The 20,577-nt window shown below is 72.0% G+C and carries 18 protein-coding genes and 1 pseudogene; 8 read left to right on the forward strand and 11 right to left on the reverse strand.

Annotation, left to right across the window (positions count from 1 at the left end; genetic code table 11):
* The 5 genes and pseudogenes from GTW43_RS29670 to GTW43_RS29690 all read left to right on the forward strand — a co-directional run.
* A pseudogene (locus GTW43_RS29670) lies at nucleotides 1-626 on the forward strand (hypothetical protein); the annotation flags it as partial.
* A gap of 231 nt (nucleotides 627-857) precedes the next feature.
* Nucleotides 858-1,055 (forward strand): SPOR domain-containing protein, encoded by a 198-nt coding sequence (locus GTW43_RS29675; RefSeq protein WP_161299573.1) that lies wholly within the window; start codon nucleotides 858-860, stop codon nucleotides 1,053-1,055.
* A 21-nt stretch (nucleotides 1,056-1,076) separates the two neighbouring features.
* Nucleotides 1,077-1,544 (forward strand): (deoxy)nucleoside triphosphate pyrophosphohydrolase, encoded by a 468-nt coding sequence (locus GTW43_RS29680; RefSeq protein WP_161299572.1) that lies wholly within the window; start codon nucleotides 1,077-1,079, stop codon nucleotides 1,542-1,544.
* A 127-nt stretch (nucleotides 1,545-1,671) separates the two neighbouring features.
* Nucleotides 1,672-2,079 (forward strand): ATP-binding protein, encoded by a 408-nt coding sequence (locus tag GTW43_RS29685; RefSeq protein WP_161305078.1) that lies wholly within the window; start codon nucleotides 1,672-1,674, stop codon nucleotides 2,077-2,079.
* A 229-nt stretch (nucleotides 2,080-2,308) separates the two neighbouring features.
* Nucleotides 2,309-5,044, forward strand: a complete 2,736-nt coding sequence (locus GTW43_RS29690) for a SpoIIE family protein phosphatase (RefSeq protein WP_343246155.1) — start codon at nucleotides 2,309-2,311, stop codon at nucleotides 5,042-5,044.
* A 20-nt stretch (nucleotides 5,045-5,064) separates the two neighbouring features.
* On the opposite strand, the gene GTW43_RS29695 is transcribed toward GTW43_RS29690, so the two are convergent.
* The 5 genes from GTW43_RS29695 to GTW43_RS29715 form a co-directional block, all read right to left on the reverse strand.
* A complete protein-coding gene (locus tag GTW43_RS29695) occupies nucleotides 5,065-5,226 on the reverse strand; it encodes a hypothetical protein (RefSeq protein ID WP_161305080.1) in 162 nt (53 codons plus the stop codon).
* A 270-nt stretch (nucleotides 5,227-5,496) separates the two neighbouring features.
* Entirely contained in the window at nucleotides 5,497-6,693 is a 1,197-nt protein-coding gene (locus GTW43_RS29700) for a family 1 glycosylhydrolase (RefSeq protein WP_161305081.1), read from the reverse strand.
* A gap of 82 nt (nucleotides 6,694-6,775) precedes the next feature.
* Nucleotides 6,776-7,645: a carbohydrate ABC transporter permease gene (locus tag GTW43_RS29705; RefSeq protein ID WP_161305082.1), complete on the reverse strand. Its 870-nt coding sequence runs from the start codon at nucleotides 7,643-7,645 to the stop codon at nucleotides 6,776-6,778.
* Nucleotides 7,642-8,616: a sugar ABC transporter permease gene (locus tag GTW43_RS29710; RefSeq protein ID WP_161305083.1), complete on the reverse strand. Its 975-nt coding sequence runs from the start codon at nucleotides 8,614-8,616 to the stop codon at nucleotides 7,642-7,644. The genes GTW43_RS29705 and GTW43_RS29710 overlap by 4 nt, the downstream gene beginning before the upstream one ends.
* Nucleotides 8,617-8,664: 48 nt before the next feature.
* On the reverse strand, nucleotides 8,665-9,912 hold the full coding sequence (locus tag GTW43_RS29715) for a sugar ABC transporter substrate-binding protein (RefSeq protein WP_161305084.1): 1,248 nt from the start codon (nucleotides 9,910-9,912) through the stop codon (nucleotides 8,665-8,667).
* A 267-nt stretch (nucleotides 9,913-10,179) separates the two neighbouring features.
* Here GTW43_RS29715 and GTW43_RS29720 point away from each other — a divergent pair, with 267 nt between their 5' ends.
* Together GTW43_RS29720 and argG are read left to right on the forward strand one after the other, a co-directional pair.
* Nucleotides 10,180-11,205, forward strand: a complete 1,026-nt coding sequence (locus GTW43_RS29720) for an acetylxylan esterase (RefSeq protein ID WP_161305085.1) — start codon at nucleotides 10,180-10,182, stop codon at nucleotides 11,203-11,205.
* A gap of 147 nt (nucleotides 11,206-11,352) precedes the next feature.
* Nucleotides 11,353-12,798 (forward strand): argininosuccinate synthase, encoded by a 1,446-nt coding sequence (argG, locus tag GTW43_RS29725; RefSeq protein ID WP_161305086.1) that lies wholly within the window; start codon nucleotides 11,353-11,355, stop codon nucleotides 12,796-12,798.
* Nucleotides 12,799-12,951: 153 nt separating this feature from the next.
* Here argG and GTW43_RS29730 read toward each other — a convergent pair whose 3' ends face one another.
* The 6 genes from GTW43_RS29730 to GTW43_RS29755 form a co-directional block, all read right to left on the reverse strand.
* Nucleotides 12,952-14,022 carry a LacI family DNA-binding transcriptional regulator gene (locus tag GTW43_RS29730; RefSeq protein ID WP_161305087.1) on the reverse strand — a complete coding sequence of 357 codons (1,071 nt, stop codon included), beginning with the start codon at nucleotides 14,020-14,022 and terminating at the stop codon, nucleotides 12,952-12,954.
* A 122-nt stretch (nucleotides 14,023-14,144) separates the two neighbouring features.
* On the reverse strand, nucleotides 14,145-14,819 hold the full coding sequence (locus GTW43_RS29735) for a phosphotransferase (RefSeq protein WP_161305088.1): 675 nt from the start codon (nucleotides 14,817-14,819) through the stop codon (nucleotides 14,145-14,147).
* A 75-nt stretch (nucleotides 14,820-14,894) separates the two neighbouring features.
* On the reverse strand, nucleotides 14,895-15,671 hold the full coding sequence (locus GTW43_RS29740; protein WP_161305089.1) for a succinate dehydrogenase/fumarate reductase iron-sulfur subunit: 777 nt from the start codon (nucleotides 15,669-15,671) through the stop codon (nucleotides 14,895-14,897).
* Nucleotides 15,672-15,692: 21 nt separating this feature from the next.
* Nucleotides 15,693-17,624 (reverse strand): fumarate reductase/succinate dehydrogenase flavoprotein subunit, encoded by a 1,932-nt coding sequence (locus GTW43_RS29745; protein ID WP_161305090.1) that lies wholly within the window; start codon nucleotides 17,622-17,624, stop codon nucleotides 15,693-15,695.
* A 17-nt stretch (nucleotides 17,625-17,641) separates the two neighbouring features.
* A complete protein-coding gene (locus GTW43_RS29750; protein WP_161305091.1) occupies nucleotides 17,642-18,454 on the reverse strand; it encodes a hypothetical protein in 813 nt (270 codons plus the stop codon).
* Between the two features lie 24 nt (nucleotides 18,455-18,478).
* Nucleotides 18,479-18,775, reverse strand: coding sequence for a hypothetical protein (locus GTW43_RS29755; protein ID WP_161305092.1), 297 nt, complete (start codon nucleotides 18,773-18,775; stop codon nucleotides 18,479-18,481).
* A 310-nt stretch (nucleotides 18,776-19,085) separates the two neighbouring features.
* Between GTW43_RS29755 and GTW43_RS29760 the strand changes: the two genes are divergently transcribed.
* The coding region (locus GTW43_RS29760) for an ABC transporter substrate-binding protein (RefSeq protein WP_237536884.1) at nucleotides 19,086-20,577 on the forward strand (1,492 nt) is incomplete at its 3' end.

Here is a 20,577-nt window from a genome sequence, read left to right on the forward strand (position 1 = left end):
TCCGGCATCCGGGCCGGGTCTGGTACATCTTCCTGAATCTCGCCATCGCGCTGACGCTGATGGAGATGAACATGTTCGCCGCGCTGAACAAGCTGCTCGGCTTCTACTCGAACGTGGGCATCGCGTGGATCGCGGCGGTGGCGGCGGACCTCGTCATCAACAAGCGGGTGGGCTGGAGCCCGAAGTACATCGAGTTCAAGCGGGCCTATCTGTACGCGGTGAACCCGGCGGGGTTCGGGTCGATGGTGATCGCGTCGACGGTGTCGATCCTGGCGTTCTTCGGGCTGTTCGGGGCGTACGCGGAGGCGTTCTCGACGTTCATCGCGGCGGGGCTCGCGCTGACGCTGTGCCCGCTGATCGCGTGGGCGACGAAGGGCCGGTACTACCTGGCGCGGCCGAATCCGGTGAACGGTCCGGGCGTGGCCGTCGCGGACGTGACGGCGACGCACACGTGCGGGGTGTGCGAGACGGCCTACGAGCTGCCGGACATCGCGGACTGCCCCGTGCAGGGCGGTCCGATCTGCTCGTTGTGCTGCTCGCTCGACGCGGAGTGCGGGGACGTGTGCACGAAGGCGCCGACGGGTGAGCCGGTCCTGCTGCCGGTGCCGCAGGTGCGCGGGGACTGATCCGGTACGGCTGGGGAACAGGGGGCGCATTCGGACGGATGCGCCCCCTGGCGTGCCCCGCCGCATCCGCGTTCTGGCCGGTCGTTGGCTTGTTGCGTATCTCTTTGTGCCATTCCGTATCCGCTCCGTGAAGGTCAGGCGTACGCTCCGGCATATGCGGAGTGCGGTTTCCTCGGGATGCTTAGGGGGCGGGGCGCCATGCGGGCCGGAGTCGGGGAGTGGAGGGACGCGATGAGTGACGGCACGGCCACACTGCCGTGGCTTGTCATCCGTCAGGACGACAACGGGAACCGCTATCGCGTCGGCCGGTACGCGACCAGGGCGGAGGCCGAGAGCATCGCGGACAGCCTCGACGGCCGCGGACACAAGCAGCTGTACTGGGTGGAGCGCCTCGGCCAGGGCTCGGGCCAGCACGGGACCGCGAACTGAGGCGGCCGTAAGCTCCGCCCCATGAAGGACATTCCCGTGGTGGTGGTGGTCGCCGCCGCACTGTACGACGACCGGGGCCGGCTGCTCGCCGCGCGACGGAGTGCGCCCCCCGAGCTGGCCGGCCGCTGGGAGCTTCCCGGGGGCAAGGTCGAGCCGGGGGAGCGCCCGGAGCACGCGCTCGCCCGTGAGCTGCGCGAGGAGCTCGGCGTCGAGGCCGAGCCGGTGGACCGGGTGCCCGGTGAATGGCCGCTGAAGCCGGGGTACGTGTTGCGCGTCTGGCGTACGCGGCTGCTCTCCGGTGAGCCGGCGCCGCTGGAGGACCACGACGCGCTGCGCTGGCTGACGCCGGAGGAGACGTGGTCGGTGGAGTGGCTCGACCAGGACGTGCCGGCGGTGGCGGCGGTGGCCGGGGAGGGTGCCGGTGTGGCTGGTGCGGCATCCGGGGCCGGAGGGGCGTCCGGAGCCGAAGAAGCGGTGCGCGAGGGCTGACGGCGCGATAGCATCCGGCAAAGTTCGGGTATATCCGGATTGTCTTGATTATTCGGAATGCCTGGGTGATTCGGTTGTGCCCGACGGGCCCGGGCGGTCTCCGTCGCGGGTCAGGGAAGTGGTCTGCGTGCTCCACGCCGAAGGCGACCGTGCCGAATGGGCGTTCCCCGCCGATCCGTCGGCCGTGCGGAAGGCCCGCGGAGCCGTCCGCTCCCAGCTCAGCGCCTGGGGCCTCGACGACCTCGGGGACGTCACCGCCCTGCTGGTCAGCGAGCTGGTGACCAATTCCCTGCGCTATGCCTCGGGGCCCATCGGGGTCCGGCTGGTGCGCCCGGCAAAGGACGGGACCTCCCTCCTCGTCGAGATCTCCGACCCGCTCCCCGACCCGCCCCGGGCCCGCGCCGCGACCTGTGACGACGAGGGCGGCCGGGGTCTTCAGCTGGTCGCGGGGGTGGCCCAGCGCTGGGGCACGAAGCCGGGCGGGGGCGAGGACGCCGGCAAAACGGTGTGGTTCGAACTGGCTCTCCCTGGTTGATCCGTTCCCGTTCGGTCAGGAGAGGGGATGCAGGGCACGGGTGCGTGGCATCGTGTGTGGGCGCACCCGGACCCTGGGTACGGAAAGAAACGGTCCCGGCGGGCCAAAAAGCGCCGGGAGCATGGTGTGATCGTGAACACCGTGTTGCGCGGCTCCGTAGTGCTGGATACTGCGGGCAGCCGCCCCGGTGACCGGTGCCGGACGCGGTGAGCTGGAGGGGACGGTTCGCGTGAGCGAGATACCAGCGAAGGCCGGGGCGTCCGAGGGCTCCTCGGGCGCGGCCTCGGTGCGGCATGCGGATACGGCCCAGGACGGCGGGCCGGCGGACGCCGGTGCCCCGGAGCAGGCGGCCGCCGCGGACGGGCCGGTCGCGCAGGCCGACGTCTGGCAGTCGAGCCCGCCCGGTTCGATCTACGACTACATCAAGGTCGCCTCCTTCTCGATCGGCCCCGACGGACTGGTCGACCAGTGGAGCAGGCGGGCCGCGCAGATCCTGGGCGTCAGCGCGCAGGATGCCGTCGGCAAGGACCCCATCGAGGCGTTCGTCCCCGCCGATCTGCGCGATCGCGGGCACCGCAAGATGGCCGAGATCCTGGACGGCCGGGAGTGGACCGGGGTCGTGCCCTTCCGGGCGCCGCACGGCGAGCACGGTGAGGACGGAGAGGACGGAGAGGGGGGCGGGGGCGGAGGCGACGCCGCGTCGCGCACCGGGCTCGCCGAGGTCTACGTCATGCCGACGCTCACCGAGTCGGGCGAGCGGGCGGCGGTCTGCATCGTCGTCGACGTACGGACCCTGCGGCGGATCGAGACGGACCTCGCGGCCTCGCAGGCCATTTTCGGCCAATCTCCTTTCGGGTTCCTGCTGTTCGACACGGACCTCAAGGTCCAGCGGGCGAACCGCACGTTCACCGCGGTCTTCGGCGGTCAGGTCGACGACCACCGCGGGCAGACCGTCCACGACTATCTGCCCCGGCACGAGGCGGAGCGGGTGCAGGGGGCGCTGCGCCGGGTCCTGGAGTCCGGCGACGCCGTCACCGACATGCAGCTGGTCGGCACCGCCCCGGACTCCACCGAGCGGCGCCACTGGTCCGTCAACCTGTACCGCGTGCACAGCGGTTCGGGCCGCCCCATCGGGATCGCCGGTCTCGTCACGGACGTCACGCGGCGGCACGCCGCCGCCCGCGAGGCCGCGCACGCCCGCCGCAACCTGGCCCTGCTGAACGAGGCGGGCGCCCGGATAGGGAACTCGCTGGACCTGGAGACCACCGCCCGCGAGCTGCTCGACATCGTGGTCCCGGGCTTCTGCGACCTGGCCTCCGTCGACCTGTACCAGGGCCTGCTCGCGGGCGACGAGGCGCCGCCCGGTCTCGCGGACGGCAGTGCGGAGCTGCGCCGGGTCGCGGCCGCGAGCGCGGTCGCCGACATCCCGTTCCTGGACCTGGGCAGCGAGGCCCCGGTGAACGTGGGCGCGGTGCACCGTTTCGCGTTCAACTCGGCCTGTGCGGACGCCCTGCGCACCGCGCGGCCCCAGCTGCTGCCCGCCGAGCCCGGCGGTCTCGTCCGGTCCACGCTCGCGGTGCCGATGGTCGCGCACGACACGGTCGTGGGGCTCGTCCAGTTCTCGCGGACCAAGGGCAGCGAGCCGTTCGGGGAGCGGGACCGGGCGGTGGCCGTCGAGCTGGCCGCCCGTGCCGCCGTCTGTATCGACAATGCCCGGCTGTACCGCCGCGAGCACGAACGCGCGCTGATCCTGCAGCGCTCGCTGCTGCCGCCGGACAACCCGGAGGCCTCGGGCCTGGACATCGCCTGCCGCTATCTGCCGGGCAACGCGGCGACGGAGGTGGGCGGTGACTGGTTCGACGTCATCGAACTGCCTGGCCACCGCACGGCGTTGGTCATCGGTGACGTCATGGGCCGGGGGCTGCGCGCCGCGGTCGCCATGGGTGAACTCCGCACGGCCGTACGGACGCTGGCCCTCCTCGACCTGGAGCCGGCGGAGGTGCTGAGCGCCCTCGACGAGATCGCGCGCGGGCTCGGCACCCCGGGCGGCGTCCAGCAGGCGACGCGCCGCGCCGCCCGCAGGACGGGCGCGCTGGAGCGCGGTGACCTGTCCGAGGTCTATCTCGCCACGTGCGTCTACGCGGTCTACGACTCGGTCACCCGGCGCTGCACGTTCGCCAACGCGGGGCATCTGCCGCCGGCCCTCGTCGAGCCGGGGGAGAACGCGCTGATGCTGGACGTGCCGCCGGGCATGCCGCTGGGTGTGGGCGGCGAGCCGTTCGAGGAGGTGGAGGTGGAGCTGCCCGAGGGATCGCTGCTCGGGCTGTACACGGACGGTCTCGTCGAGTCCCGGCACCACCCGCTGGACGAGGGGCTGTCCGCGTTCCGTGCGGCGCTCGACCATCCGCCGCGCACCGAGAGCGGGTCCCGCACCCGGTCGGAGGAGCTGGAGGACATCTGCGACCACGTCCTCGGCAGCCTCGACACGCACCACGGCGAGGACGACGTCGCGCTGCTCATGGCGCGGGTGCAGGGCCTGCCCGAGGAGAACGTGGGCGACTGGACGCTGCCGCGTGAGCCGAAGTCGGTGGGCCGGGCCCGCGAGTACGCGCGCGAGCGGCTGACCGGCTGGGACCTGGAGGCGCTCGTCGACACGACGGAGCTGCTGGTCAGCGAGCTGGTCACGAACGCGCTGCGGTACGGCGAGGGGGACATCCGGCTGCGGCTGCTGCTCGACCGCACGCTGGTGTGCGAGGTGTGGGACGCGGGCCTGGTGCAGCCGCGCCGGCGCCGCGCCAGGGACACGGACGAGGGGGGTCGCGGACTGCAGCTCGTGGGCCTGCTGAGCGCGGCCTGGGGCTCACGGCGCACGCCGCGCGGCAAGACGGTCTGGTTCGAACTGGCGCTGCCCGACGGCGACTCGGGGCTCGCCGACCCCACGGAGGCCCTGCTCAGCCTGTTCTGAGAGGAGGGTCCGCCGCGGGTTCAGGACGGCGGGTCCTCGTCGCGGGGCGGTGGTGCGGCGCGTCCGGGCGTCGTGCGGGTGGCCGTCCGCCGCCGGCGCCGCAGCGACGACCGTGCGGCCAGGACGCAGACGACGACCACCGTGATGACGGGGAGCGCCAGGTCGGCGTTTCCGGAGGTCACTCTTCGGAGGCTATGCCGGGGCGGAAGGTGCCGCGACCGGGGCGCCCCCACAGCGCCCGGCCGCGGCACCGGCCTGTGCCGCGGGGCGCGCACGTCACCACGTGCGGCCCCGCCCGTACGGCAGGCCGCGGGGTCAGGTCCGCGGCGCCGCACGCAGCCGGAGCCGCGGGTCAGGGGCGCGGCTCCGGACGATCGGGGTGGCGGGCGCCGGTCCGGCCGGTACGGGGGATCCGGCGCGGGCCCGACGCCCGCCGGTTCAGGGGGGCAGGGTCAGGCGCGCGGCAGCGTCCGCTCGCGGCCCAGGCCGCCGAGCCAGCGTGCGGCGGGCTTGGGGTGCCGCTCGAAGGTCTCCGGGTCGAAGCCGATGAGCCCGAACGTCGCCTTGTAGGTGCCCCACTCGTAGTTGTCGAGGGCGCTCCAGGCGAGGTAGCCGCGGATGTCGATGCCGTCGTCGAGGCAGGCGGAGACGGCTTCGAGGGCTCCGGTGTAGTAGTCGATGCGGCGCTGTTCGTCGCCGGTGGCGATGCCGTTCTCGGTGACGATCAGCGGGGTGCCGGGGCCGATCAGCTCGGCGGTGTGCCGGATCGCGTACCCGACGGCGGCCGGGTAGTACTCCCACTGCGTCAGGGTGCGCTCGGCGTCCGCGGGCGCCGGGACCGGGCCCTCGGGGCCGATCTTGGTGCGGGTGTAGGACTGGACGCCGATCCAGTCGTCGCCGCGGGCGGCCTCGATGAACACGTCCTCGCGCGGGGCGCGGTAGGCGGCGGTGACGTCCTCGGCGCCGGGCAGCGCCTGGTACACCTGGTTGGCTATGGTCCAGCCGACCTGGATGTCGGCGTTGATCGCCCGGACGGCCTTGACCGCGGCGTGGTGGCAGGCGATGACGGCGTGCGTCGTCTCCTCGTCGGGGAACGGCAGACCGGCCGGCGGGAAGCCCTGCTCGCCGCGCTGGGCGAGGCCCGCCATCACGGCGATCATGTTGGGCTCGTTGATGGTGCAGACGTGGCTGACGCCCTCCGCGATGATCGGCGCGCACTCCTCCACGTACCGGGCGAAGAGCTCGACGGCGCCGTCGGCGGTGAAGCCGCCGAAGTCCTCGAACCACTGCGGGACCGTGAAGTGGTGGAGGGTGACCATCGGGCGCAGTCCGCGGGCGAGTGCGCCCTCCACCATGCGGCGGTAGTGGGCGATCTCGGCGCGCGAGAAGTGGCCGCGGGCCGGCTCGATGCGCGCCCACTCGACACTGAACCGGTAGTCGGTGAAGCCGAGTTCGGCGAGCAGGTCCATGTCCTGCTCCCAGCGGTGGTAGCTGTCGCAGGCGTCGAGGCTCGGCTCCTGGATGCCGGCCGCCGGGTCGTGCTCCTTGCGCCACCAGTCGCTGTTGACGTTGTTGCCCTCGATCTGGTGGGCGGCGGTCGAGGCGCCCCACAGGAAGCCGTCGGGGAAGGGGAGGGTGCTGCGCGTCATGGTGAGTGTGCCTGTCTTTCTGCGTGCAAAGGGCGCGTGCGAACGCCGTGCGGGGGGTGCCGGGACGGGATGCCGGGAAGGGCTACTTCATGCCGGCGGTGGCGATGCCCTGGGTGAAGTGGCGCTGGAGGACCGCGAAGACGAGCAGCACGGGCAGCACGACGAGCAGCGAGCCCGCCATGAGCATGCCGTTGCCGCCGCCGACCGTGCGGTTGGGGTCGTTGGCGAAGGTCGCGAGCGCCACCGGGAGGGTGTACTTGGAGGGGTCGTTGGTTGCGATGAGCGGCCAGATGAAGTTGTTCCACGACCCGAGGAACGTGAAGATCGTCAGCGTCGCGAGGGCCGGCTTGACCAGCGGCAGGACGATGCGCCAGAAGATGTACCACTCGCCCGCGCCGTCCATCCGGGCCGCTTCGAGCAGCTCGTCGGGGATGGTGGACATGAACTGCCGCATGAGGAAGACGCCGAACGCACCGGCCGCGAAGGGCAGGACGAGGCCCGCGTAGGTGTCGAGCAGGTTCAGCTGGTTGATCAGCACGAACAGCGGCAGGACCATGAGGTTCGCCGGGACCATCAGGGCGGCGAGGACGACGCCGAAGACCTTGGAGCGGCCCGAGAAGTCCAGCTTGGCGAGCGCGTAGCCGAGCATCGAGCAGAACAGCAGGTTGCACACGGTCACGAGGACCGCGACGATCAGCGAGTTCAGGAAGTACTGCGGCATGTCGAGCTGGTCGAGCAGGTCCCGGAAGTTCTGCAGCGTCCAGGACGAGGGGATCCACACCGGCGGGCTCGCCGTGAGGTCCTTCTTCGTCTTGAAGGCGCTCAGCGCCATCCACAGGAACGGCGCGGCCATGACGAGCAGGCCGAGCGAGGCGACGACGTACAGCAGGGGCTTGCGCGAGCGGCCGCCGCTGCGGCGGCGCGCGGAGGTGGCGGAGGTGACGGCGCTCATTTCGTGTTGTCCTTCATCAGTCGCAGCTGCAGCACCGTGATGCCCATGATCACCACGAAGAGGACGTACGCCATCGCGCTCGCGTAGCCCATGTTGAAGAACCGGAAGCCCTGGAAGTACATGTCGAGGGACACGGTCAGCGTGGCGTCGGAGGGGCCGCCCTGGGTCATCACGAAGGGCTCCTCGAAGACGTTGAGGTAGCCGATCGTGGTGATGACGGTGGCGTACAGGAGCGTCGGCCGCAGCAGCGGGATCGTGATCCGGCGCAGCTCCTGCCAGGGGCCGGCCCCGTCGAGCCGGGCGGCCTCGCGGACCTCGGCCGGGATGGCCTGGAGGCCGGCGATCATCAGGACCATCACGGTGCCGAGGTTGCGCCAGACCGCCATCAGGATGAGGGAGGGCATGGCCCAGGCCTCGGAGCCGAGGAAGTCCGGTGCGGTGAAGCCGAGTTCGTCGCCGAGTCCGGCGATCAGGCCGTCCGACGGGTCGAGCACGAACCGCCACACGATCGCCACGGCGACGATCGTGGTGACCACCGGGGCGTAGAAGCCGACCCGGAAGAAGGTGCGTGCCCGGTCGATGCCGTTGTTGAGCAGGACCGCGACGAGCAGGCCGAGGCCGATGGTCAGCGGCACCCCGACGACCACGAAGTAGGCGGTGTTGAAGAGTGCCTTCAGGAACTGGTCGTCGCTGAACAGCCTGGTGTAGTTGTCCAGGCCGACGAAGTCCGCGTCCATGGGGCGGCGGACGTTGCGCTGCCCGAAGTCGGTGAAGCTCATGACGAGCGTCGCGACGATCGGGAAGAGCATGAAGACCGCGAACAGGGCGAGGAACGGGGTGGAGAACAGCCATCCGGCCAGGTTCTGCCTGCCCGTCGGGCGCTTCCTGCGCCGCCCCGCGCCCTGCGCGGGCCCGCCGCCCGGGACCTTGGCGGTCCCGGAGTGCGCGGGGGTGGGTGTCGTGGTGGACATGGTCCGGCCCTTCGTACGGTGGTCGCCCGGTGCTGCTGGTGCCGCTCGCTACTGCTTCTGCACGAGGGGCTCGATCGCCTTCTGGGCCTCGTCGAGGGCGGCCTTCGGGGAGGCCTTGCCCTGGGCGGCCTTCTCGATCGCGGTGTCGATCTTCGAGGTGATCTCCGACCACTTGGGCTGGGTCGGGGAGACCTGCGCGGACTCCATCTGCGTCTTCCAGACCTTCATGTCCGGGTCGGTGGCGAGCCGGCCGGACTTCCAGGCGTTCATGTTGGCCGGGAGGTCCTTGGTGCGCTCGAACCAGTCGGCCTGGCCCTTGGTGCCCGTCAGGTAGGTGATGAACTCCTTGGCGGCGGCCTTGTGCTCGCTGTCCGCGGAGACGGACAGGGAGGAGCCGCCGGCCATGGAGGCGGAGGTCCTGTCCGCGGGCACGGTGGCGATGGCCCACTTGCCCTTGAGGTCGGGGTAGTTGTCGTCGAGCAGGCCCATGTGCCAGGGACCGCCGAAGAACATGGCCACGGCGCCGGTGTTGAAGTCCTTCGTCACGTCGTAGCCGGGGCGGACGGACTTCGCGGCGAGGCCCTTCTTGAAGTAGGAGGTGTAGTCGTCCAGGGCCTTCACGGCGGCCGGGCTGTTCGCGACGGCCTTGCCGTCCTTGGTGACGATCTCGCCGCCGGCCGAGTAGAGGAACTGGTAGAAGGACTGCACCGAGTCCAGGCCGTTCGGCTGGATCGACAGGCCGTACTTGCTGCCCGCCTCCTGGTACTTCTCCGCGGCCTGCTTCAGCTGCGCCATGGTGGCCGGGGCCTCGTCGACGCCGGCCTTCTTCGCGAGGTCGGTGCGGTAGTACAGGACGCGGGTGTCGACGTACCACGGCACGCCGTAGGTCTTGCCGTCGTACTGGCCCTGCTCCCAGCCGGCCGGGAAGAAGTCCTTCTCGGCGAAGGTCTTGGTGTCGACGGGCTCGAGGGCGCCCATGTCGGCGAACTCGGTCAGGTAGCTGCCGCCCATCTGCATCACGTCGGGCAGTTTGTTCGCGGCCGCGGCGGCGACGAGCTTCTGGTGGGCGACGTCCCAGCCGATGGGGGTGACCTTGACCGTGATGTTCGGGTTGGCCTTCTCGTAGACCCGGGCGACATCGGCGAGCTTCTCGCCCTCGGTGCCCATCGCCCAGACGGTCAGCGTCTGCTTCTTGTCCGCCGCGACGTCCGCGCCGCCGGAGCCGCCGCAGGCGGTCAGAGTCAGTGCGGACGCCAGGGTGACGGCGATCGCGGCGGTGGTGGCGACGCGGTTCATGGACGGCTCCTCCTTGAGCGTTCCCAGAATGTATGCGCTGTCTGTAAGCGCATACATTACTCTGTGGCAGGCCTGCCGGATGTGGCAAGAGGGGTCTTGGTCACACTCCCGTAACGGGGGCGTTCCCCAGAAGCGTCTCGCGAGCCCGCACCGGGAGTTTGCAAAGAGAAACTAGCCGAGCCCGAGCGGAGGAAAGCGGTCCACCCGGGCGGAAGTGGTCTGGATCGCCAGGAAAGGGCGCCGTCGCCCGGGGTTAGGGTCGCGCCCATGACCGCCGCCGGCGCCGCCCCGCGCTCCTTCCCGCACGACTTCCCCTTCGACCCGGCCCACGGCATGGGGCTCGACGCGCTGCTGCGGGTGCCGGCGCCCGAGGGGCCCGCCGACTTCGACGCGTTCTGGCGGGACCGGTACGCGCGGGCGCGCGCCGTCGCCACCGAGCCGCGGCTCGGGCCGCTCGTCGAGGAGCGCGACGGGGTGCGGATCCACGAGGTGACGTACGCCTCGGTCGGTGGCGTGCGGCTCGGTGGCTGGCTCGCCCTCCCCGCCGACGGACCCGCCGAGCGCGGCTTCGTGATCGGGCACGGGTACGGCGGCCGGGACGCCGCGGGCCCCGACGTGCCGCTGCCCGCCCCGCGCGCGGCGGCGATCCTGCCGTGCGTGCGCGGGATGGCCGAGCGCGGTCTGGTGCCCGGGATCCCCGCGGACTCCGCCGCGCACGTCCTGCACGGCATCGGCGCGCGCGAGACCTACGTGATCGGCGAGTGCGTCGCCGACCTGTGGTGCGCCGCCTCCGCCCTGCTGGAACTCGTCCCTGAGCTGCGCGGCCCGCGGTCCGGCGGGCACGGCCTCGGCTACCTGGGCGAGAGCTTCGGTGGCGGGCTCGGGGCGCTCGCCCTGCCCTGGGACGACCGGTTCGCCGCCGGGCAGCTCACCGTGCCGACGTTCGGCAACCAGCCGCTGCGGCTCACGCTCGACTGCGTCGGCAGCGGGGCCTCCGTGCGCCGCCACCATGCCGCACACCCCGAGGTGCTCGACGTGCTGCGGTACTTCGACGCGGCGACGGCGGCGACCCGGATCCGGGTGCCGGTGCTCGTCGCGGCGGCGCTCTTCGATCCGTCGGTGCCGCCGCCCGGGCAGTTCGCCGTGTACTCCGGGCTGTCCGAGGGGTCCGGCCGGGAGCTCCACGTCCTGGACGCCGGGCACTTCGAGTGGCCCGGGACGCCGGAGGCGCTCGTGGCGCTGGCGGCGGCCAAGGCGGACTTCTTCGGGCGGGTGCCGGGGCCTGGCGTGTGACGGGGTGCGCGGCGGGGCCGCGCCGGGCGTGGCGTGTCCGGCCGGGGAGCGGTCCGGAGTCCTCTCCGCGTCGGTGAATCGAGGGGGATCCGAAATCGGATCGGGATTCGCTTTGCATGACCATGCGTTGTGCTGCATACTCTTCCTATGTCCAAGGTCCTCACCTCCCTCCCGGCCGGCGAGCGCGTCGGCATCGCCTTCTCGGGCGGCCTCGACACGTCGGTCGCTGTCGCGTGGATGCGCGACAAGGGCGCCATCCCGTGCACGTACACCGCCGACATCGGCCAGTACGACGAGCCCGACATCGCCTCGGTGCCCGGCCGCGCCAAGAACTACGGCGCGGAGGTCGCCCGCCTGGTCGACTGCCGGGCGGCACTGGTCGAGGAGGGGCTCGCCGCACTGACCTGCGGTGCGTTCCACATCCGTTCGGGCGGCCGTGCGTACTTCAACACGACGCCGCTCGGCCGCGCCGTGACGGGCACGCTGCTGGTCCGCGCGATGCTCGAGGACAATGTCCAGATCTGGGGCGACGGCTCCACCTTCAAGGGCAATGACATCGAGCGGTTCTACCGCTACGGCCTGCTGGCCAATCCGAACCTGCGGATCTACAAGCCGTGGCTCGACGCCGACTTCGTCACCGAGCTCGGCGGCCGCAAGGAGATGTCCGAGTGGCTGGTCGCCCACGACCTGCCGTACCGGGACTCCACGGAGAAGGCGTACTCGACGGACGCCAACATCTGGGGTGCCACGCACGAGGCGAAGACCCTGGAGCATCTGAACACGGGCGTGGAGACGGTCGACCCGATCATGGGCGTCCGCTTCTGGGACCCCGAGGTGGAGATCGCCACCGAGGACGTCACGATCGGCTTCGAGCAGGGCCGCCCCGTGACGATCAACGGCAAGGAGTTCGCCTCCGCCGTCGACCTCGTCATGGAGGCCAATGCGATCGGCGGCCGCCACGGCCTCGGCATGTCCGACCAGATCGAGAACAGGATCATCGAGGCCAAGAGCCGCGGGATCTACGAGGCCCCGGGCATGGCCCTGCTGTTCGCCGCGTACGAGCGCCTGGTGAACGCGATCCACAACGAGGACACCCTCGCCCAGTACCACGCCGAGGGCCGCCGCCTCGGCCGGCTGATGTACGAGGGCCGCTGGCTGGACCCGCAGGCCCTGATGATCCGCGAGTCGCTCCAGCGCTGGGTCGGCGCCGCCGTCACCGGCGAGGTCACCCTGCGGCTGCGGCGCGGCGAGGACTACTCGATCCTCGACACGACGGGCCCGGCGTTCAGCTACCACCCGGACAAGCTCTCCATGGAGCGCACCGAGGACTCGGCGTTCGGCCCGGTCGACCGCATCGGCCAGCTGACCATGCGGAACCTGGACATCGCCGACTCCCGCGCGAAGCTGGAGCAGTACGCGGGCCTCGGTCTGATCGGCTCGGGCACCGCCGTCGCGGGCGCCGCCCAGGCCGCCGTCACGGAGCTGATCGGCACCATGCCCGAGGGCGGCGCCGAGGCCATCGCCTCCCGCGGCGAGACCACGGAGGACGACGAGCTGCTCGACCGCGCCGCGATGGAGTCCGGCACGGACTGACCCGCCGGACGCGGGACACGCGACGAAGACGCGACGCCACGCGACGAAGACGCGACGAAGGGGCACCCCTTGGTGGGGGTGCCCCTTCGTCGCGTCCGGGAAGGCGGCGGGGTGCCGATCGGGTTCCGATCGGGCGCCGGCGACGCCGGTCGGTCAGCAGCCGCAGCTCGCGCGGCGGACCAGTGACACCGGGAGCATCATCGAGACCGGGTCCGCGTTCTGGCCGCCGGTGAGCCGCCGGACCAGGAGTTCCACCGCCTCCTCGCCCATCCGCCGCATCGGCTGGCGGACCGTCGTGAGCGCCGGACGGACCAGCCGGCTCAGCGCGATCCCGTCGAAACCGGTGACGGCCACGTCCTGCGGGACGCGCAGCCCGCGCCGCTCCAGGGTGTGCAGGGCGCCGACCGCCATCTGGTCGTTCGCGAACAGCAGGGCCTCGGGCCGGTCCCCGGGGCGGTCGAGCAGGGTGGCCGCGGCCTGGGCGCCCTCGGCCTGGGTCATCAGCGCCGCCCGCAGATCCGGCTCGTCGCCCACCGCGACACCGGCCGCCCGGCACGCCTCCAGATAGCCGCGGAAGCGCGCCGCGACGTCCGGCGACTCCTCGGCGGAGCCGACGTAGGCGAGGCGGCGCAGCCCGTGGTCCTCGATCAGATGGCGGGTCAGCTCGCGCTGCCCGTCCGCGTTCGCGACCTCGATGTGGTCGAGGTGGTCGAGCTGGTCGCTCTCGCGGGGGCCGGCGAGCATCACCACCGGCTGCCGGCGCGATATGACCTCGAGCTCCTCGATCGGCACGGTCCGTGCCAGCACCGCGAAGCCGTCGACGCGGCCCGCGACCTTCGCGACCAGGCTCTCCGGGCCGCCCTTGAGGGAGGCGGCGATCAGCAGCGCGTACCCGTGGCGGCGGGCGGCGCGCTCCATGCCGCGGATGATCTGGTCGGAGTAGAGCATCGCCGCGTCGTCGTCGGCCTCGGCGCTGCCGCCCGCCTCGGACTCGGCGTCGGGGTCCGCGTAGTCGGGGAAGCACAGGCCGAGCACGCCGGTCGAGCGGCTGGCGAGCCCGCGCGCGTTGCCGCTCGGCACGTAGCCCAGCTCGCGCGCCGCGGCGAGGACCCGGTCCCTGGTCTGGGCGCGCACCGAGTCGGGGTTGCGGTAGACCCGGGACACGGTGGCGATGGAGACGCCGGAGCGTTCGGCGACGTCGTACACCGTGGGGGCTGTGCTCACTGCGGGAACCGGGCTCTCTGTCGATCGGGGCGGGCGGGACGGGGCGGGTCGGTGCCACCCGGGCAGGAAATGAAAGCGCATTCACCCTAGGTCGGCACCCGGCGGCTGGGCAAGGGCGCCCGTCAGCGCGCCGCGCCCGCCACCGCCCGGACCAGCTCCGCGGCGGCTCCGAGCCGCGCCTTCTCCGCGCCGGTCAGCGTCGGGTTCGCGGTGCGGCGGGCGCGGGCCTCGTCGAGCGCGGTGCCGGTCGTCCCCGGTGCGGGGTCGGCGAGCAGCGCGGTGAGCACGCCCCGCAGGCCCGGCGCGGCGGCGGACCAGTCCGGGTGCAGGGTCACCTCGGCGAGGATGATCGCCGACATCGCCCAGTCCAGCGCCGGATCGCCTTCCTGCGTGGTGCACCAGTCGATGACGACGGGGCCGTCGGCCGTGCGGATGACGTTCTCCGGGTGCAGGTCGAGGTGGACTATGTGACCGCCGGCCCGGGCGGGCACGGCGTGCAGCCGGCGCAGCAGCACGGCGAGTTCGGCGCCCGCGGCCGCCGGGTCCAGCGCACCGCTCAGCAGCTCCTCGGCCTGCGTCGGCCCGTCGAGCCGCTCCATGACGAGGTCGCCCGGACCGCGTGCCGTGTCGGGGCGGACGCGCGGCGCGGGAAAGCCGTGGGCGCGGACGTACGCCATCGCGGCGGCCTCGGGACCGGCGTCGAGACCGTCGCGGTAGCGGCGCAGCACCCAGCCGGGTTCGAGGGCGTAGACGTCGGCGGTGCGGCCGGAGCCGAGCAGATGGAGGCCGGTGTTCATGGCGGGACGGTTCTCTTTCGCATGCGGGGGCGGTGAGGTGACCGGGGTGCGTCCCGCCCACCGTACGGCGCGCCGCTACGGACGGGACCGTCGCCGGATGCGGTTGCCCAGCCACACCACCGGGTCGTACTTGCGGTCGGCGGCACGCTCCTTGAGCGGGATCAGCGCGTTGTCCGTGATCTTGATGCCCTCGGGGCAGACCTCGGTGCAGCACTTGGTGATGTTGCAGTAGCCGAGGCCGTGCTCGTCCTGGGCGGTGCTCTTGCGGTCGAGTCCGCTCTCCTCGGCGGCGTCGAGCGGATGCATGTCGAGCTCGGCCACGCGCATCAGGAAGCGGGGGCCGGCGAACGCGGGCTTGTTCTCCTCGTGATCGCGCACGACATGGCAGGTGTCCTGGCACAGGAAGCACTCGATGCACTTGCGGAACTCCTGCGGACGGTCCACGTCCTCCTGCATCATCCGGTACTCGCCGGGCGCGAGATCCGCCGGCGGTACGAACGCCGGGACCTGCCGGGCCTTCGTGTAGTTGAACCCGACGTCCGTCACGAGATCCCGCACGACGGGGAACGCGCGCAGCGGTGTGACGGTGACGGTCTCCTCGCGCGTGAAGACGGACATGCGGGTCATGCACATCAGCCGGGGCCGGCCGTTGACCTCCGCCGAGCACGAACCGCACTTGCCGGCCTTGCAGTTCCAGCGCACCGCCAGATCGGGGGCCTGGGTGGCCTGCAGCCGGTGGATGATGTCGAGCACGACCTCGCCGTCGTTCACCTCGACCTCGAAGTCGCGCAGCTCGCCGCCGTCCTGGTCGCCGCGCCACACACGGAAGTGCGCCCGGTACGTGTCACTCACGGGAATCACCTGCTGGGTCGCTCACTCGGACAGCTCCTCGTCGGCCAGGTACTTCACCAGCTCCTCCTTCTCGAAGAGGGCGAGCAGGTCGGGGCGTACGGGTTCGGTCTCCTCGCGGTCGAGGGCGATGCGGCCGCGCCGCGGGTCGGCCGTGTCCGGCTCGGTGCCGGGGTCGCGCAGCCGGCACAGCAGGTTGATCCGGCGCCAGGCGCGGTTCATGCCCGGATGGTCCTCGCGGGTGTGTCCGCCGCGGGACTCGGTGCGTTCCAGGGCGGCACGGGCGATGCACTCGCTGACCAGGAGCATGTTCCGCAGGTCGAGCGCGAGGTGCCAGCCGGGGTTGAACTGGCGGTGCCCCTCGACCCCGGCCCGCCGGGCCCGTGCCCGCAGGTCGCCGAGCCGGTGCAGAGCCTGCTCCATCTCGCCCTCGCGGCGGATGATGCCGACGAGGTCGTTCATCGTCTGCTGGAGTTCCTGGTGCAGGGTGTACGGGTTCTCGGGGACGCCGCCGTCCTGCGCGGGCTCCGCGGAGAAGGGGCGCAGCGCCTCGGCGGCCGCCGCGTCGATGCGTGCGTCGCTCACGGCGGGGCGCTCGGGGAGGCCCTGCGCGTGTGCGGCGGCGTGCAGTCCGGCGCGCCGCCCGAAGACGAGCAGGTCGGAGAGGGAGTTCCCGCCGAGCCGGTTGGAGCCGTGCATGCCGCCGGCCACCTCGCCGGCCGCGAACAGTCCGGGCACGCCGCGCGCCGCCGCCGTGTCCGAGTCGACGGCGATGCCGCCCATCACGTAGTGGCAGGTGGGCCCGACCTCCATGGCCTCCGCGGTGATGTCGACGTCGGCCAGTTCCTTGAACTGGTGGTGCATCGACGGCAGCCGGCGCCGGATCACGTCGGCGGGCATGCGCGAGGACACGTCGAGGTAGACGCCGCCGTGCGGGGTGCCGCGGCCCGCCTTGACCTCGGCGTTGATGGCGCGGGCCACCTCGTCGCGGGGGAGCAGTTCGGGCGGGCGCCGGTTGCGGTCCGGGTCCTCGTACCAGCGGTCGCCCTCGGCCTCGGTCTCCGCGTACTTCTCCTTGAAGACGTCGGGGACGTAGTCGAACATGAACCGCTTGCCCTCGGAGTTCTTCAGCACCCCGCCGTCGCCGCGCACCGACTCGGTGACGAGGATGCCCTTGACGGACGGCGGCCAGACCATGCCCGTGGGGTGGAACTGCACGAACTCCATGTTGAGCAGCGGTGCCCCGGCGAGCAGGGCGAGGGCGTGCCCGTCACCGGTGTACTCCCACGAGTTCGACGTCACCTTGAACGACTTGCCGATGCCGCCGGTGGCCAGGACCACGCTCGGTGCCTCGATGACGAAGAAGCGGCCGCTCTCGCGCTCGTAGCAGAAGACGCCGCTGACCCGGCCGTCGTCGTCGGTGAGCACCCGGGTGACGGTGCACTCCTGGAAGACCTTGAGCCGGGACTCGTAGTCGCCGGTCTCCCGGTGGTCCTCCTGCTGGAGCTGGACGGTCTTCTGCTGGAGGGTGCGGATCAGTTCCAGTCCGGTGCGGTCGCCGACGTGTGCGAGCCGCGGGTACTCGTGCCCGCCGAAGTTGCGCTGCGAGATCCGGCCGTCCGCGGTGCGGTCGAAGAGCGCGCCCCAGGTCTCCAGCTCCCAGACCCGGTCGGGGGCCTCCTTGGCGTGCAGCTCGGCCATCCGCCACTGGTTGAGGAACTTGCCGCCGCGCAGCGTGTCCCGGAAGTGGACCTCCCAGCCGTCCCCGGAGTTCACGTTGCCCATGGCGGCCGCGATGCCGCCCTCGGCCATCACGGTGTGCGCCTTGCCGAACAGGGACTTGCAGATCACCGCCGTGCGCGCGCCGCGCTCCCGTGCCTCGATCGCGGCCCGCAGTCCGGCGCCGCCGGCCCCGACCACGACGACGTCCCACTGCTGCCGCTCCACTACAGACATTCAGAAGGCCCTCACCATCAGAAGAAGCGCGGATCGTCGAAGGCGCCGGACGCCACCAGGTACACGTAGAGGTCGGCGAGCGCGACGCTCACCAGGGAGGCCCAGGCGAGCAGCATGTGGCGGGCGTTCAGCTTCCCGACCCAGCCCCACAGGCGGTAGCGCACCGGGTGCCGGGAGAAGTGCTTGAGCCGGCCGCCGACGATGTGCCGGCAGGAGTGGCAGGACAGGGTGTACGCCCAGATCAGGGTGATGTTCAGGAGGAAGACGAGGGTGCCGAGGCCCATGTGTCCCCACGCGTAGTGCTCGTCGCGGAACGACAGCACGGTGTCGTAGGTGAGGATGCAGGCGACGAGGACGGCCGCGTAGAAGAAGTACCGGTGGATGTTCTGCAGGATCAGCGGGAAGCGGGTCTCGCCGGTGTACTTCGTGTGTGGCTCGGCGACCGCGCAGGCGGGCGGTGACGCCCAGAAGCCGCGGTAGTAGGCCTTGCGGTAGTAGTAGCAGGTCAGCCGGAAGCCCAGCGGGAAGATCAGGATGAGCAGGGCGGGGGACAGGCCCCACCAGCCGCCGAACAGCTCCCAGTTGGGGCCGTGCCGCATCGGGGCGCAGTTGTCCGACAGGCACGGAGAGTAGAACGGCGACACGTACGGGGCCGCGTAGTAGTCCGCGTTCGCGAAGGCCCGCCAGGTGGAGTAGACGACGAACGCGAGCAGGCCGCCCGCGGTCGCGGCCGGGGCGAGCCACCAGCGGTCGGTGCGCAGGTGGCGGGCGGCGATCGCGGCACGGGTGGAGCCCCGGACGCCGGTGCCGTGTTCTGTGCCGGTGGCCAAGGAAGCCTCCGCAGGTGGGTGGGGTCAGGGGGCGTGCCGGTCCCGTGCGCCGAGCCCCTCGTCGTCGGAGTCGGTCCACAGGGAGCGGTCGTAGGGGGTGTCGGGGACGGGGACGACGTTCTGCCGGGCCGGGGCCGGGGCCGCCGGGCTCTGGGCCGCGGCGGCGCGCAGCAGGGCCACGCTCTCGCGCAGGTGCTCGGTGTCGGCGCGGACGCGGCGCAGGTCGGGGGCGGAGCAGGACCGGGGCGGGAGCCGGTCCACGGCCCGGGCCAGGTCTTCCACGCAGCGCTGAATGACCGTCAAGTCATCGTTCAGGGACATGACTTGCCTCGCTTCCGCGGGTTGCGGCGGAGATGCGTGTGCGGGTGCGAGTGTCGCGCGTCACATTGCGGTTTGGGAAGGGGGCGTGCGGTGTCGCGGGCGGGTGCGGGCCCTGCGGGGGTGCGACCGGCTCCGCCGGGCGGGGGGCGGGGGCCCGCCCCATTGGGCCGCACGAGTGGCAATCGGGCCCGGGGCCGACGTGTCGCCACCCCTCGGAGAGGGCCGACCGCTTCCCTGAGGCAATAGATGTGATCAGCGACATATACCGCCAAACGTGATCAACAGGCCCGTCCCGGAGGTAGACGCCGAGATGCACCGAATCCCAAGGCGCCCAGGCGCGACCGCCCGCTCAGCGGCGTTCCTCGTGAGCGGTGCCCTCGCCGTGACCGCCCTCGCGGGCTGCGGCTCCGACGACGAGGCGGGCAAGCCGGCCGCCCGGCAGGACATCGCTCCGGCCGCCCGCGAGCAGATCAAGGACGGCGGCACCGTGCGCTGGGCGATCGACGCCCTGCCGCAGACGCTGAACGCCTTCCAGGCCGACGCCGACGCGAGCACCACCCGGGTCACCGGCGCCGTCCTGCCGTCGATGTTCCGGATCGACGCCCAGGGCCGCCCGGTCCGGGACGCCGACTACCTGGAGAAGGCCGAGGTCATCGAGACCGAGCCGAAGCAGGTGGTCCTGTACAAGCTGAACCAGCAGGCCGTCTGGAGCGACGGCCGCGAGATCGGCGCCGCCGACTTCGCCGCCCAGTGGCGCGCACTGTCCGGCAAGGACTCCGCGTACTGGACGGCCCACAACGCCGGCTACGACCGCATCGAGAAGATCGAGCGCGGCAAGAACGACCTCGAGGTACGGGTCACCTTCGCCAAGCCGTACGCGGACTGGCGGGCGCTGTTCTCCCCGCTGTACCCCAAGGACGTCATGGGGACGCCGGACACCTTCAACGAGGGTGCGCGCCGCACCCTCAAGGTCACCGCGGGCCCCTTCGCCCTCGGCGCCACCGACCGCGACGCCAAGCGGATCACCCTCAAGCGCAACCCGCGCTGGTGGGGCCGCCAGCCCAAGCTCGACCAGCTGGTCCTCGCCGCGGTGCCCCGCGCCGAGCGCCCCGCCGCCCTGGCCGCCGGCAAGCTCGACCTGGCCGACGTGGAGCCGGGCGGCGCCGACCGCATCGCGTACGCGGCCCGCGACCAGGGCTCGTCGGGCCCGCTCGCCCACGGGCCCGGCGCCGCGCTCACCCCCGCGGAGGCGACCCGGTCCTGGGCCCGCGCGCACGGGGAGGACGAGGAGGCGGCCGACGAGGAGACCGCCGCCCGCGCCAAGACCCGCAAGGCGGTCAAGAAGTACACGGCCGAGCAGGCCGAGCTGCACGGTTTCCGGCTCCGCAAGTCCCTGGAGCCGGCCTACACGCAGCTCGCGCTCAACGGCTCCAGCGGTCCGCTCACCGACGAGCGGGTCCGGCGGGCGGTGGCCCGTGCCATCGACCGCAAGCAGCTCGCCGAGTCCGTGCTCAAGCCGCTCGGACTGCCCGCGACCACGGTCGACAACCATCTGGCCCTGGCCGGTCAGGCCGCGTACGCCGACAACAGCGACGCGCTCGGCAAGCAGGACACGGCCGAGGCGCGGGCGCTGCTCGCCGAGGCGGGCTGGGAGCGCGGCGGCCCGGTCGACGAGCAGAAGAAGGACGGGACGAAGGACGGGACGAAGGACGGCAAGAAGGACGAGGAGAAGCCGAAGACCGCAGGCAGCACGTCCGACGACTCGGCGAAGGACTCCAAGGACTCCAAGGACTCCAAGGACT

It is taken from the genome of Streptomyces sp. SID5785 (genome assembly GCF_009870065.1).
Lineage (GTDB): Bacteria > Actinomycetota > Actinomycetes > Streptomycetales > Streptomycetaceae > Streptomyces.

Bases quoted from the DNA above. Each gene is read 5' to 3' on its own strand.
- GTW43_RS29675 (WP_161299573.1), top strand. From the start codon at position 858: ATGAGTGACGGCACGGCCACACTGCCGTGGCTTGTCATCCGTCAGGAC.
- GTW43_RS29680 (WP_161299572.1), top strand. From the start codon at position 1,077: ATGAAGGACATTCCCGTGGTGGTGGTGGTCGCCGCCGCACTGTACGAC.
- GTW43_RS29700 (WP_161305081.1), bottom strand. From the start codon at position 6,693: ATGACGCGCAGCACCCTCCCCTTCCCCGACGGCTTCCTGTGGGGCGCC.
- GTW43_RS29705 (WP_161305082.1), bottom strand. From the start codon at position 7,645: ATGAGCGCCGTCACCTCCGCCACCTCCGCGCGCCGCCGCAGCGGCGGC.
- GTW43_RS29710 (WP_161305083.1), bottom strand. From the start codon at position 8,616: ATGTCCACCACGACACCCACCCCCGCGCACTCCGGGACCGCCAAGGTC.
- GTW43_RS29715 (WP_161305084.1), bottom strand. From the start codon at position 9,912: ATGAACCGCGTCGCCACCACCGCCGCGATCGCCGTCACCCTGGCGTCC.
- GTW43_RS29720 (WP_161305085.1), top strand. From the start codon at position 10,180: ATGACCGCCGCCGGCGCCGCCCCGCGCTCCTTCCCGCACGACTTCCCC.
- argG (WP_161305086.1), top strand. From the start codon at position 11,353: ATGTCCAAGGTCCTCACCTCCCTCCCGGCCGGCGAGCGCGTCGGCATC.
- GTW43_RS29735 (WP_161305088.1), bottom strand. From the start codon at position 14,819: ATGAACACCGGCCTCCATCTGCTCGGCTCCGGCCGCACCGCCGACGTC.
- GTW43_RS29745 (WP_161305090.1), bottom strand. From the start codon at position 17,624: ATGTCTGTAGTGGAGCGGCAGCAGTGGGACGTCGTCGTGGTCGGGGCC.
- GTW43_RS29755 (WP_161305092.1), bottom strand. From the start codon at position 18,775: ATGTCCCTGAACGATGACTTGACGGTCATTCAGCGCTGCGTGGAAGAC.